14 protein-coding genes are annotated in these 12,586 nt (G+C 46.9%); 9 read left to right on the forward strand and 5 right to left on the reverse strand.

The features are described 5' to 3' along the window. Positions 1-525: 525 nt before the first annotated feature. From H528_RS0111385 to nadD, 8 genes are all read left to right on the forward strand, one after another. Positions 526-1,665, forward strand: coding sequence for an ABC transporter substrate-binding protein (locus tag H528_RS0111385; RefSeq protein ID WP_022854434.1), 1,140 nt, complete (start codon positions 526-528; stop codon positions 1,663-1,665). 85 nt (positions 1,666-1,750) lie between these two features. Then, the gene (locus H528_RS0111390) at positions 1,751-2,623 is read left to right on the forward strand and encodes a branched-chain amino acid ABC transporter permease (protein ID WP_022854435.1); all 873 of its coding nucleotides are present in this window, start codon (positions 1,751-1,753) and stop codon (positions 2,621-2,623) included. After that, the gene (locus H528_RS0111395; RefSeq protein ID WP_022854436.1) at positions 2,620-3,558 is read left to right on the forward strand and encodes a branched-chain amino acid ABC transporter permease; all 939 of its coding nucleotides are present in this window, start codon (positions 2,620-2,622) and stop codon (positions 3,556-3,558) included. The genes H528_RS0111390 and H528_RS0111395 overlap by 4 nt, the downstream gene beginning before the upstream one ends. Positions 3,559-3,602: 44 nt before the next feature. Further along, complete coding sequence (gene def, locus H528_RS0111400) at positions 3,603-4,106, forward strand: peptide deformylase (RefSeq protein WP_022854437.1); 504 nt, start codon at positions 3,603-3,605, stop codon at positions 4,104-4,106. Between the two features lie 454 nt (positions 4,107-4,560). Next, a complete protein-coding gene (locus H528_RS0111405; protein WP_022854438.1) occupies positions 4,561-5,883 on the forward strand; it encodes a DEAD/DEAH box helicase in 1,323 nt (440 codons plus the stop codon). Between the two features lie 25 nt (positions 5,884-5,908). Then, positions 5,909-6,673: a fumarylacetoacetate hydrolase family protein gene (locus tag H528_RS0111410; RefSeq protein ID WP_022854439.1), complete on the forward strand. Its 765-nt coding sequence runs from the start codon at positions 5,909-5,911 to the stop codon at positions 6,671-6,673. A 10-nt stretch (positions 6,674-6,683) separates the two neighbouring features. After that, positions 6,684-7,940, forward strand: a complete 1,257-nt coding sequence (locus H528_RS0111415) for a glutamate-5-semialdehyde dehydrogenase (protein WP_022854440.1) — start codon at positions 6,684-6,686, stop codon at positions 7,938-7,940. 2 nt (positions 7,941-7,942) lie between these two features. Next, the gene (gene nadD, locus H528_RS13655) at positions 7,943-8,608 is read left to right on the forward strand and encodes a nicotinate-nucleotide adenylyltransferase (protein WP_022854441.1); all 666 of its coding nucleotides are present in this window, start codon (positions 7,943-7,945) and stop codon (positions 8,606-8,608) included. On the opposite strand, the gene H528_RS0111425 is transcribed toward nadD, so the two are convergent. Genes H528_RS0111425 through H528_RS14220 form a run of 5 tightly spaced genes read right to left on the reverse strand, consistent with a single transcriptional unit; the run spans position 8,544 to position 12,066 of the window. Further along, positions 8,544-9,266: an RNA methyltransferase gene (locus tag H528_RS0111425; protein WP_022854442.1), complete on the reverse strand. Its 723-nt coding sequence runs from the start codon at positions 9,264-9,266 to the stop codon at positions 8,544-8,546. The two genes, nadD and H528_RS0111425, sit on opposite strands and share 65 nt — an antisense overlap. 41 nt (positions 9,267-9,307) lie before the next feature. Continuing rightward, positions 9,308-10,294: a beta-ketoacyl-ACP synthase III gene (locus H528_RS0111430; RefSeq protein ID WP_022854443.1), complete on the reverse strand. Its 987-nt coding sequence runs from the start codon at positions 10,292-10,294 to the stop codon at positions 9,308-9,310. After that, a complete protein-coding gene (gene plsX, locus H528_RS0111435) occupies positions 10,291-11,316 on the reverse strand; it encodes a phosphate acyltransferase PlsX (protein ID WP_022854444.1) in 1,026 nt (341 codons plus the stop codon). The genes H528_RS0111430 and plsX overlap by 4 nt, the downstream gene beginning before the upstream one ends. 3 nt (positions 11,317-11,319) lie before the next feature. Next, positions 11,320-11,508 (reverse strand): 50S ribosomal protein L32, encoded by a 189-nt coding sequence (rpmF, locus tag H528_RS14395; protein ID WP_084677724.1) that lies wholly within the window; start codon positions 11,506-11,508, stop codon positions 11,320-11,322. Positions 11,509-11,529: 21 nt separating this feature from the next. Continuing rightward, positions 11,530-12,066 (reverse strand): YceD family protein, encoded by a 537-nt coding sequence (locus H528_RS14220; RefSeq protein WP_022854445.1) that lies wholly within the window; start codon positions 12,064-12,066, stop codon positions 11,530-11,532. Positions 12,067-12,269: 203 nt separating this feature from the next. Here H528_RS14220 and H528_RS0111445 point away from each other — a divergent pair. Further along, positions 12,270-12,586, forward strand: a 317-nt coding sequence (locus H528_RS0111445; RefSeq protein ID WP_022854446.1) for a transposase, incomplete at its 3' end; no start/stop codon positions are given.

The following is a 12,586-nucleotide window of genomic DNA, read 5'->3' on the forward strand; positions in this document are numbered from 1 at the left end:
TCTTTGGCGACATCAACGCCAAGGAAGGAATAGTCTTTCATAGTGATTCCTCCTTTTGGCACTAAGTGTTATAATAGCGATGTTGGTAGGGAGGCCCTTCCCGGTTTAGCCTTGTATACGGACAGTTTCCGCAAAAGGAAACGTCCCGGATACTGTTCAAACATAGGGAAGGACGGCTAGTCTCGCGATCGAACAGTTTGCCATAGGGCAAACGTTCCATGACAAGCCAGCCAGTCCCTCCCTACCAACTTTTCTTCCTGAATTTAATCATCCTTTCTGTTGTTAACCATACAATGACACCTTGTCAGATAAAACATGCTCCCATCCTGTGAAAATGGTCTTAAGGGGACAGGCCAGAAGAACTTTCCCCGCGACGTTTTTTGTGTGTTTCGTTGTGAGTAATTGCTCATGACGGTTAATAAGTAAGAACTGAGCAAGCAATTTCCAAATGAGTACAAAATTTTTTTGAAAAAACAGTTAAGTTTGGCTATCATGTTTGGCCAAAACCGAAGCAAGGAGGTATATATGCGAAAACTTTTTTTGGCCTTTTTAGTGGGGATTTTTCTCCTTACAAGTGCTAGTGTCTGGGCTGGCAAACCCTATAAGATAGGTGCCCTTTTCTCCATCACTGGACCAACCTCTTTTATTGGTGAACCCGAAAGAAACACTCTTGAAATGCTTGTTGAGGAAATAAACAAAGCTGGCGGGATAAACGGCCATCCCATCAAGCTTGTAGTGTATGATACCGAAGGGGAAGAAACAAACGCTGTCAAAAAAGTAACCAAGCTTATCATTCAAGATAAAGTCCTTGCTATCATAGGCCCAAGCCGCACCGGCACAACCCTTGCGGTGGTTCCTTTTGTAGAACGCTACAAAGTCCCCCTTATTTCCTGTGCTGCAGGTATCAAAATCGTAGAACCTGTAAAACCCTGGGTGTTTAAAACAGCTCAAAGCGACCGCCTGGCCGTAAAAAAGATATATGAATATTGCCGCCAAAATGGCATCAAAAAAGTAGGCATTATTACGGTCTCTAATGGTTTCGGCCAAAGCGGACGTGAACAACTAAAGGCTCTGGCCCCAGAATATGGTATTGAAATCGTCTCTGACGAACTCTATGGCCCCAAAGATTCAGACATGACTCCTCAGCTTACCCGCATAAGAGCCAAAAATCCTGACGCTGTTATTTGCTGGGGTACGAACCCTGGGCCTGCCACCGTGGCCAAGAATATGAAACAACTTGGCATGAAGCAACAGCTTTTTATGAGTCACGGAGTAGCCTCAAAAAGGTTCATTGCCCTTGCCGGAGATGCTGCCGAGGGCATCATCCTACCTGCCGGAAAAATCCTTGTTGCAGACCAGCTTCCTGATTCCGACCCCCAGAAAAAACTACTTCTTGATTACATTGCCAAATACAAGGCCCGCTATGGTGAAGAACCCTCAACTTTTGGAGGGCACGCCTACGACGCCTTTTTGCTTTTAAAAACCGCCCTTGAAAAAGCAGGCGCTGACAAAGCAAAAATCCGCGAGGCCTTGGAAAATGTCAAAGGGATTGTTGGTATTCACGGCATCTTTAACATGAGCCCCACCGATCATAACGGCCTTGATGAAAAAACCGCTTTCGTGCTCATCCGCATTGAAAACGGCAACTGGAAACTCATGAAGTAATAAGCAAGGGGGACGATCCCCCCTTGCTTATTCGGCATCGTGTTTTAAAGTCACCCCTCAAATTATTTTTGGTTTCGGACAGTAAATGAGTGAAGCGCTTCAGTTTATCCTATCAGGCCTTACTAACGGGGCAATTTACGCCTTAATTGCCCTGGGGTTCACCATTATCTACAACGCCACGGAAGTTATCAATTTTGCGCAAGGTGAATTCGTAATGCTTGGGGCCATGTTCATGGCCACGTTTTGCTCCCTGGGGCTTCCAATACCACTTGCCTTTTGCTTAGCGGTAGTTCTTACCGCGATTTGTGGCATAATCGTAGAAAGACTTGCTATTTACCCTGCAAGGCACGCAAGCCACATCACCCTTATCATCATAACCATTGGCGTATCGATACTTATAAAAGGCATTGCCATGTTTGTGTGGGGTAAAAATCCCCTGCCTGTGCCTGCCTTTGTGGGGGAAAAACCCCTTCATTTTCTCGGAGCAACAATTATTCCCCAGAGTCTTTTAATCCTGGTGGTAGCAATTTTAGCAGTCCTTTTGCTAGAGGCCTTTTTCAAAAAAACCCTTACCGGAAAGGCCATGCGAGCCGCAGCGGTTAATCGTCTGGCCGCAAGGCTACTTGGCATCCGCGTAGAGCCTCTGGTGCTCCTTGCCTTTGCCCTTAGCGCAGGCACCTCTGCGGTGGCAGGAGTTATTATCTCGCCTATCACCTTTGCCACCTACGATATGGGCACCATGCTTGGGCTTAAGGGCTTTTGTGCCGCGGTATTTGGTGGGCTTACCTCAAGTACCGGGGCTGTCCTGGGTGGCTTTTTCTTGGGGGTAATCGAGGCCCTTGCCGCAGGTTTCATCTCTTCGGCTTACAAAGATGCCGCGGCCTTTGTCATACTCATCCTCATGCTTTTTCTTAAGCCAGAGGGGCTTTTTGGAAAAAAGGAGATCAAAAAGTTATGAGAAACCACTACCTGGCCCTCATAGCCCTGGCCATCATCATTTTTGCTTTTGGGTTTTTAAACCATAACGACTACTATTTTAACGTCTTGAATATTCTCTTTTTAAAGGGCCTCATCGTGATAGGACTTTCTCTCCTGATGGGTTATGCCGGGCAGGTTTCCCTTGGCCACGCAGCTTTCTATGGGCTTGGGGCCTATACTTCTGGAATCCTTACAACTAAATACGGCTTAAGTTGCCTGGCAGCCCTTGGCGCCGCACAACTGGTTACCTTCTCGGTGGCATTGGCACTTGGGCTGCCCGCACTGAGATTAAAAGGCCACTACCTTGCTATGGCCACCCTAGGCTTTGGCGTAATCATTTACGTAATTTTTAAAGAAATGATTTCCTTAACCGGCGGGCCTTCTGGCCTGGTAGGGATTCCGCCGTTAGAGCTCTTCGGCCTAACCTTTATAGAAAGTCGCCATTATTACTTTCTATTCGGTGCGGTGTTATTAGTTTTTCTCTTGGTTGCCTTGCACATCGCACATTCTCCTTTTGGCCGAAGCCTTTTGGCCTTACATGACAGTGAGCCTGCCACCATGTCCCTTGGTTATGACACACGCAAACTTAAGCTCATTGTTTTTGTCTTTTCCGCCTGTCTGGCAGGGCTTGCAGGAAGCCTTTACGCACACTTTGCCATGTTCATCGCTCCCACCAGCTTTACCTTCTTACATTCAGTGAAGTTGGTAACCATGGTAGTAATCGGAGGCATTGCAAGTATTTGGGGAGCCCTGCTAGGGGCAGTGGTTCTTACCATTCTTCCCGAGGTGCTAACGATCTTTGAAGACTACGACGTCTTAATATTTGGAACTATTCTAATCTTAATAATGATATTCTTACCAGAAGGCCTATTTAAAGGTCTGGGAAATCTCCTGTGGCGTTTTAAAAAAGCGTAGCCACTACTCTTTAAAAACTAATATAAATTAGGTAAAGTATTGTCATGGCAAAAAGAAAAATTCGCATTTTAGGAGACCCGGTTTTAAGAGAAAAGGCCAAGCCAGTTACCGAGATAAACGGCGCTTTGCAGCAGCTAATCGACGACATGGCTGAAACCATGTATGAAGTAAAAGGCTTAGGGCTTGCTGCCAATCAAGTGGGAGAGACCTTAAGGCTTTTCGTGTTAGACCTTAAGCAGCGAGAGGGCGCTCCAGAGCTCATAGTTTTTATTAACCCGGAAATCGTCGAAGCAGAAGGCGAACTCTTTGAAGAAGAAGGATGTCTCAGCATTCCGGGATATAGCGCCAAGGTTAAACGTAAGGCTAAAGTTTTAGTGCGCGCTCTAGATAGAGAAGGAAATCCCTTTGAAATGGAACTAGAAGGCCTTGGGGCACGTGCCATTCAGCACGAACTGGACCACTTAAACGGCACACTTTATATCGACTATCTCTCCACCCTTAAAAAGAATCTTTTCAAACGTTGGTGGAAAAAACACCGACCAAAGTAATTTTTTAGGCTTAACATAAAAAAGAGAACCAGCGGGCCGTCTATCTCAGCGGGAGGGGCGGGCGAGACATTTAAGGACGGGCCCGCTGGCACGAAAAAGAGACAAAACCAGACACCATCCCCCATCAATTTCTGTTATAAATATTTCAAATAACCAACAAAAAAAGCCCTTGGGTTTCCCCAAGGGCTTTCGTGGCCCAACGGCGATTATAAGGATATCTTTTTCTTCCTCACTGTCAAGAGCCTAATAAACTAATCGATCAAAGAGCTGAATCCCTTAACTTGAGACCTTTGCAAAAAATGCCAGGACCAGTTGCAAGGATGCGTTTTTTTTTCTTCCGAAAAATAGGAACGGATCCCAAAAAGTGTTTTACAGGTCTCTTAACTTAAAAATCTTGAAGCGCAGCGGAAAATGTTTAATATCGGCTAAGAGCGCCTAAGTTGCGAGGAGGGCTATGACGGAAGCTCGAGGAGAAATAAGACCTCTTGCGGTTGCCTTGCACGGAAGGCCATTTGCGGCTTTTCCCCTGCACCCTACCCTTCTTGAGACGCTAGAAAAAAACGGCTTTACCAAAAGTACCATTATCCAGGACTTATTCTTACCCCAGGCGCTGAAGGGGCATGATGCCATTGTCAAGGCAAGGCGCGGCAGCGGAAAGGCCCTTGCTTACATCATCGTTATTCTTGACCGGCTTTTAAGAGAAGAACCCAAAGGACTCCATTCGCTGGTGCTGGTAACTAATCCCGAGCGGGCCCTGGAACTTACAAATTTTGTTAAGGGCCTTGCTAGGGATTTTCCTTTTAGTGCTACAGCCTTTGCTTCAGCAGATAAAATTCCAGAAGACCAACTTAAAGCCGTTGAAAAAGGCGCAAACGTAATTTTCACCACGCCTCATTGGCTAAACCGCCTTCTTAAATGGAAGCTTATTCCAACGCAACAGCTCAAAGTGCTTGTGCTTGACGAATTCGACCAAATGGCCCTTGAGAACAAAACATTTCTTGAAAACCTTTTGGCAAAACTACCTCTGCCAGGGGAACGCCAGGGCCTGGTATTTATGGAAAACCTACGTTACGAAGCCCTGGAAACTGCTTACAAGTTTCTAAAAGACCCAGATGAAATCTACATTGAAATTGGCAGAGAGGATTTTAACGAACTTGAGCTTAGCCTTATCCACGTGAGCAGAGAAGAAAAATTTATGCTCCTTTTGGGGGTCCTTGCGCAACACGGATGGCAGAAGGCCATTATTTTTGTTAACAACAAGCTTGAAGCCCAAAGTCTTTGTGACGAATTAAAAAAGATTGGCTTCCGCGCGGTGTTTCTTAAGCCAGACCTTGGCCCAGAATATCGTTTGCGCTTCCTGAAACAGTTTGCAGGCCAAGACGCTGATATTCTGATAGCCACAGATGCAGGGTGCCGTTTTATCCAGCAGGACGGGGTGCCTCTGCTGATAAATTACGATTTGCCTGAAAGCGCCGAAGAATTTCGCCAAAGGGCGCTAAAAGTAGCTGATAACGGGAAAATTATTTCGTTCTGTGATGAAGACGGGGCCTTTTACCTGGAATTCATTGAAAAAGACCTGGGCTTTAAAATACCCGTAATTTTTCCAGAACCAGAAGACAAATGGTTTCTTTCGCCGGTAATTGTTAAAGAAATGCTTTCTAAAAGGGAAAAGTCTCTTGCCACCAAACGCCAGGCACGCCCAAGGGCTGCAAAGCAGCAGAAAAAACCTATTCGCCCCACAAGAAGGCCTATCAAACCAAAAAAGCCTGGTCCTTAGCAAGACGTTGTGTTAAATAACCCGTATGCGTCTTGGCCGCGTTACTTACAAGGGAAAAACATATTTCGCCGCCTTTCAGGAACAAAATGCCATTTTACTTGAAAAACCCTTTTTTGAAGGGATCTTTTTAAGTTCTCAAAAACTTCCCATAGAAGAAGTCAAAATACTTTCCCCTACGCTGCCGAGTAAAATTATCGCCCTTGGCCTTAATTACCGAGATCATGCCAAAGAGCTCGGACTTCCTTTGCCCAAAGAACCACTTATTTTCCTTAAGCCGCCCTCTGCGGTTATCGGTCAGGATGAAACCATCATCATTCCACCTGAAAGCAAACGTGTTGATTATGAAGCTGAACTAGCCGTTGTCATTGGAAAACGTGCAAGGAGGGTTAAACCAGAGGAAGCCAGTTCTTTTATTTTGGGATACACCTGCTTTAATGATGTTACCGCACGGGATTTGCAACAAAAAGACGCTCAGTGGACAAGGGCCAAAAGCTTTGACACCTTTGCTCCCATGGGCCCCTGGATTGAAACTGACCTTGATCCCACAGACTTAAAAGTCCGCTCTTATCTCAATGGGAAACTCAGACAAGACTCATCAACCAGGGAGCTTGTCTTTTCCATTCCAGAAATCATAAGTTTTGTCTCAAACATCATGACCCTTTTGCCAGGAGATGTTATTGCCACCGGAACCCCCCCGGGCATAGGCCCACTATCACCGGGAGATGTAATCGAAGTTGAAATCTCAGGCATCGGAAGATTAAAAAACACGGTGTCCCAAGAAAAACTTTAGGGAGGGAAAAATGGAAGTAAAAGAACTTGTCAGAGAAGTCGGGCAAAAAGCCCGTGAGGCTGCAAGGGAGCTTGCCTATCTTTCCACTGATATCAAGAACAAAGTGCTGCGCGAAGTGGCAGCACGCCTGCGTTCAGAGCGTGCCTATCTTCAGGAAGAAAATGAAAAAGACCTTGCGCTTGCCAGGGAAAAGGGCCTTTCTTCTGCCCTTATCGATCGCCTTACCCTGTCAGACAAGGTAATCGAAGGCATGGCTCAGGGGCTTGAAGAAGTCGCGGCCCTCCCTGACCCGGTGGGCGAAGTGGTAAAAATGTGGCGGCGGCCTAATGGCCTTTGGGTGGGGCGGATGCGCATTCCCCTTGGGGTAATTGCCATGATTTACGAAAGCCGCCCCAATGTCACCATTGATGCCGCAGGGCTTTGTTTTAAAAGCGGAAATGCCGTTATCCTGCGGGGTGGCTCAGAAGCCATTAATTCAAACATTGCCCTTGCGCGCATATTCCAGGATGCGCTTAAGGCCCATGGAGCCCCTTTGGGAAGTGTTCAGGTAATTCCTATAACTGACCGAGCAGCAGTAAATGAGCTTTTAAAGTTAGACGAATATATCGACCTAATCATTCCAAGGGGAGGCGAAGGGCTTATCCGCTTTGTTACGGAAAACTCTCGTATCCCCGTGCTCAAACACTACAAAGGCGTGTGCCACGTGTTTGTGGACCGCTATGCCGATCTAGAAAAAGCAAGAAAGATTTGTTTTAACGCCAAGGTACAGCGCCCAGGTGTTTGTAACGCCATGGAAACCATGCTGGTTCACAAGGCCGTGGCAGAGAAGTTTCTTCCTGATATGTGCGAAGAATTCCGCAGCGCAGGGGTAGAGATCCGCGGCTGTGAAAAAACAAGGGCGATTGTCCCTTGGGCTAAGCCTGCTACGGAAGAGGACTGGGATGCCGAGTATCTTGACTTGATTCTGGCGGTAAAAGTGGTTGAAACCTTTGACGAAGCCCTTGACCACATCGCCCGTTACGGCTCTAACCATACAGAAAGCATTGTTACCGAAGATTACCAGAGGAGCTTACGTTTTCTGAGAGAAGTTGATGCTTCGGTGGTCATGGTTAACGCTTCCACAAGATTTAACGACGGTGGCCAGCTTGGGCTTGGAGCAGAAATAGGCATATCTACCACTAAAATTCATGCTTACGGCCCTATGGCCCTTGAGGAGCTTACCACACTTAAGTTTATCGTATTCGGAGAGGGGCAAATCAGGGAATAATAATGAAACGTGTGGGCCTTCTCGGCGGGACTTTTGACCCCATACATTTTGGGCACTTAAGGCCTGCCGAGGAGGTCTATGAAAAACTAAAACTTGATAAAATTATCTTCATCCCCGCAGGCACCCCGCCTCACAAAAAATCCCGAACTTCTCCTTTTGCCCTGAGGTTTGAAATGGCCCGCCTTGCCATAGAAGGCGTGCCACACTTTGAGGTTTCTGACCTCGAAGGAAAACGCAAAGGACCGTCTTATTCGGTTATAACCCTCAAAGAACTTCTGGCAGCATCTCAAGAGGACTATTTCTTCATTCTCGGGCTTGATGCCTTTCTGGAATTTGACACCTGGTTTTCTTTTCGTGAAATTCCAAGGCTTGTGCACCTGGTAGTTATCAACCGCGGGGAAGGTGGCGAAAAAGAATTTCGCAAAAAAGTAAAAGAAATTTTCCCTGAAGCACAGGAAAAAGAAAAAGTGTTTGCACTACCAAACGGAAAGACCATTCGTTACGTGCCAGTTACTCGTCTTGACATTTCGTCCACCATGATAAGAGAGGCCGTAAGCAAGGGAAAATCTATTAGGTTTCTTTTACCTGAGGCGGTAAGAAGATTTATTCTGGCCCACGGTCTTTATGACGCAGGTGCCAGAGAAGATTTTTGCAAAAACCCTGAATAATTCGTACTTCCTGAGAAGTTAGCTCAAGACGGGATAAAAAGCGCCTGATAGTTGTCATCCATAGAACAACGTTATCATGGGGGACATAGTCAATGGCTTCCAGGGTTTCTTTGAGGATGCGATACATGGGCTCAAGTTCCTGGACAGTTGCCAAGGTAGGCTTTTTTAAGGGGACTTCCGCCTTAAAATTAAAAATTTCGTAAAGGATGATCACCACCGCTTGGGCTACGTTTAAAGAAGCTGCTTCGGCAGTAGGGATAGTCACTGCCAAATGGCAATGATAAAGGTCTTCATTGGTGAGCCCCCATTTTTCATTTCCAAAAAGGATAGCGATCTTGTTTTGATGAGAAAGGGATACCAGGCGCGGTGCTGCTTCTCTTATGGTTTCTGTTACCTTGCGCTGGCGGCCAAGGCGGGCGGTTGTCCCCACTACGTAATTAAAAGGCGCCAGGGCTTCTTCTAGGTTTTCGTAAATCTTCATGTTTTCAAGCACCGGTAGGCCGCCTTTAGTAGCCATGGCGCGCATCTTTTCCTGGTCAAGACTTTTGGGGCGGACAAGGACAAGGTCTTTGACACCAAAGTTAGCACAGGCCCTAGCGGCAGCCCCGATATTTTCGGGGTAAAGTGTTTCCACCATGACAACCGCGATGTTTTCCATACAGGCGGAGACCTTCTCCGCCTTTGGACGTACTTGCATGATTACCAGCGAAGCAGGGCACTTGCCCAGGTAAAGCCGCCTCCAAAGGCCACAAGAAGCACGAGATCCCCTGACTTTAGACGGCCTTCTTCTTCGGCTTCCACCAGGGCAAGAGGAATGCTTGCCGCCGAGGTGTTTCCGTATTTATGAAGGTTTACAAAGACTTTTTCAGAAGGTAGCCCAAGCCTTTCCCGCAAGGCTTCGATTATCCTGATATTGGCCTGATGAGGGACTACCAGGGCCAGGTCTTCCGGAGAGCAATTGTTTCTATCAAGGGCTTCGCGGGCAACGATCTCCATGGCGCGCACCGCATGTTTAAAAACCTCACGACCCTGCATTTTTATGTAGTATTCCTCCCGAGGAAGCTCATCTCCACAGGGAGGATAAAGCGAACCACAGCCTTTTACCGTGAGAAGATGCCAGAGGCTTCCGTCAGCATGAAGGTGCGTGGATAAAATGCCTCTTTGGTCGTTAGTTGAACCGGTGAGCACAGCAGCTCCTGCACCATCTCCAAAAAGAACACAAGTGGTGCGGTCTTCCCAGTTGACCTTGTGGGAAAGGACTTCGCTGCCGATAACAAGAATCTTGCGGGAGCGGTCTGCCCTAATGAATTGGTCTGCCACAGAAAGGGCGTAGATAAACCCTGAACAGGTAGCTGCAAGATCAAAGGCCCCTGCATTTTTGGCCCCGATTTGGTCCTGCACCAAAACCGCTGTGGCTGGCATAAGATAATCAGGGGTGAAGGTGGCTACGATAATAAGGTCAAGCTCATAAGGAGAAATATTAGCTCGAGCTAAAGCCTTTTTCGCAGCTTCAACCGCGAGTTTACTATTTGATTCCCCCGGAGAGACAATGCGTCTTTCCTTAATCCCTGTACGCTGGGTAATCCATTCGTCGCTAGTATCAACGATTTGTTCAAGATCCTTATTGGTAAGGACTCGTGAGGGAAGCGCTGCTCCTAAACCACAAATTACCGCACCTGTCTTCATTTCTCATTAACCTGCCCTAATTTACTTGAAGCCAGTTCTTCCAAGGCCTCACCTATCTTTTCGGTAATTTTTTGTTTTACAAAACCGCAGGCGGTGCCAAGGGCGTTTTTAAGGGCCTTGGCATCAGAGCGCCCGTGGCTAATTATCACCACGCCGTTTACCCCAAGAAGAGGGGCCCCTCCTCTTTCACGCCAGTCGATATGTTTTTTGAACCGGGCAAGTGCTGGCTTGGCAAAGGCAAAACCCAGCATAGCAAGCTTGTGTTTACGTATCTCCTGGGCCATCATCGCCATCAAGGTCTCTGCAAGACCCTCTGAAAGCTTAAGGCATACGTTTCCCACGAATCCATCACATACAATTACTTCCACGTCACCCCGGTAAATATCGCGGCCTTCAATGTTGCCGAAATAGTTCAAACTGCTTTGTTTGAGCAAGTTATGGGCCTGTTTTACCAAGGTGTTCCCCTTACCCCCTTCCTCACCAATAGAAAGAAGCCCGACTTTCGGTTTTTCTATATTTAGGATGCGCGCGGCAAAGACAGATCCCATGTAGGCAAATTGAAGGAGATGGTGGGGCTTACAATCTACGTTTGCCCCTGAATCGATCATAACCGCATAGCCTTTCATAGTGGGAAGGATCGTTGCTATGGCAGGCCTTGAAACCCCTTTTAAACGGCCAAGCACGAATAGCGCGGTAACAAGTACGGCTCCGGAGTTTCCAGCACTAACAATAGCACGGGCCTTGCCTTCTTTGACCAAATCAAAGGCCTTACGAAGCGAAGAATCGGGCTTGTTGCGAAGGGCCGCGATAGGGGCTTCATCCATCGCAACAATCTGAGAAGCTGAGACCAATTTGATGCGTTTGTGTTTTTTCTTTTTAAGAAGCGGAGAAAGGAGATCTTCCTTACCTACTAAATAGACGCCCAGGTCTTCGTATTCTTTTACCGCAAGATAGGCAGCTTCGACAGTGGCCTGGGGGGCAAAATCTCCCCCCATGGCATCTAGGGCAACCCAGGTGGCCACTTGCTAAAACTCCTCTTCCTCCGTTTTCAAAAAGACCTTACCGCGATATGTCCCACAGGAAGGACAGATGCGGTGCGGGAGTTTGGGAGATTTGCATTTAGGGCACACGCTAACAGACGGCGCACTAAGGTGTTTGTGAGCCCGACGCATGCCCCTGCGGGAACGAGAGCCTTTTCTCTTTGGTACTGCCATCGCTAGACCTCCTTTTCAAAACTAACCGGAAGAAACTACCAGCTTCTTGAGGATTGCAAAAGGGGATTCTGGCACTTGTTTTTTACATTGGCAAGGGCCATTGTTTAAATTTTTACCACAATTAGGGCACAACCCTTTGCATTCTTCGTGGCACAATTTACGCATAGGAACAGCTAGAAGGATTTCTTCCCGCACTACCTCATCGACCTCTACGAGATGGCCGTCAAAAAAGATGACGTCAAGATCATCTTTGGTAAGACGCATCTCTTCTTTAAGGCGCGAAAGCACTGCCCGGGGCTCAAGTAATACATTTATTTTGCTTTTTATTGGGAAAGGAAATTCTTTTAGGCAACGGTCGCAAATAAGTGATATTTCTGTTTCCACCTGACCAGTAACTTTGACATCAATCCCCCAGCGCTGAAGATGAACACTTGCACGGATAGGTTTGATAATAGGATGGCAATCTTTGATAAGTTCACCCTTTTGGTCTTCAAATGCCAAAGACAGACCTTCTGGGGGAATATCTTCAAATTTAACTTTAAGCTCTTCTCTATTCATAATTTTACCTTTTCAGAGAACTGGATTTAATGACCAGCAAGTTTTTCGATAAAGATATTTTACTTGGTCTCTCCCCCTTTAAAAAGCCCCTGTCACAGAAAGTTAATTTTTAAATAAAGGGACAGGCAAAATTCTTTAAGTCACTTTCTTTTTCTTCCGAAGCAAATAAAAGGGACAGGCAAGTTTAAATTAGGAGGCAAAACGTGGCTCGTATCCCTAGAAAATTCCTTAAAAACCCAGAGGCTGCTTATCACATCATCTCTCGCACCGCCCTTCCAGGCCATAACGTCTTAGGCCCTGCCGAAAAAGACCACTTACTTCACCTCTTCCGCTGGCTCTCAAAAGTATTCTTCGTTGAAGTCTATGGCTTCTGCATCATGGGGAACCACTTCCATCTCCTCTGCCGCATGCTCCCTCCTGACTCCTTCTCTGACGACGAAGTAATCGAACGCATAAAGCTCTACTACGGGGACAGGCGAAAAATTACGCTTACCCCTGACAGGATCCCCTATTTCAGGAA

The organism is Thermodesulfatator atlanticus DSM 21156, assembly GCF_000421585.1.
Lineage (GTDB): Bacteria > Desulfobacterota > Thermodesulfobacteria > Thermodesulfobacteriales > Thermodesulfatatoraceae > Thermodesulfatator > Thermodesulfatator atlanticus.

Bases quoted from the DNA above. Each gene is read 5' to 3' on its own strand.
- H528_RS0111410 (WP_022854439.1), top strand. From the start codon at position 5,909: ATGCGTCTTGGCCGCGTTACTTACAAGGGAAAAACATATTTCGCCGCC.
- H528_RS0111425 (WP_022854442.1), bottom strand. From the start codon at position 9,266: ATGGAAAACATCGCGGTTGTCATGGTGGAAACACTTTACCCCGAAAAT.
- rpmF (WP_084677724.1), bottom strand. From the start codon at position 11,508: ATGGCAGTACCAAAGAGAAAAGGCTCTCGTTCCCGCAGGGGCATGCGT.
- H528_RS0111430 (WP_022854443.1), bottom strand. From the start codon at position 10,294: ATGAAGACAGGTGCGGTAATTTGTGGTTTAGGAGCAGCGCTTCCCTCA.
- H528_RS14220 (WP_022854445.1), bottom strand. From the start codon at position 12,066: ATGAATAGAGAAGAGCTTAAAGTTAAATTTGAAGATATTCCCCCAGAA.
- H528_RS0111385 (WP_022854434.1), top strand. From the start codon at position 526: ATGCGAAAACTTTTTTTGGCCTTTTTAGTGGGGATTTTTCTCCTTACA.
- H528_RS0111390 (WP_022854435.1), top strand. From the start codon at position 1,751: ATGAGTGAAGCGCTTCAGTTTATCCTATCAGGCCTTACTAACGGGGCA.
- nadD (WP_022854441.1), top strand. From the start codon at position 7,943: ATGAAACGTGTGGGCCTTCTCGGCGGGACTTTTGACCCCATACATTTT.
- H528_RS0111415 (WP_022854440.1), top strand. From the start codon at position 6,684: ATGGAAGTAAAAGAACTTGTCAGAGAAGTCGGGCAAAAAGCCCGTGAG.
- H528_RS0111395 (WP_022854436.1), top strand. From the start codon at position 2,620: ATGAGAAACCACTACCTGGCCCTCATAGCCCTGGCCATCATCATTTTT.
- H528_RS0111405 (WP_022854438.1), top strand. From the start codon at position 4,561: ATGACGGAAGCTCGAGGAGAAATAAGACCTCTTGCGGTTGCCTTGCAC.
- def (WP_022854437.1), top strand. From the start codon at position 3,603: ATGGCAAAAAGAAAAATTCGCATTTTAGGAGACCCGGTTTTAAGAGAA.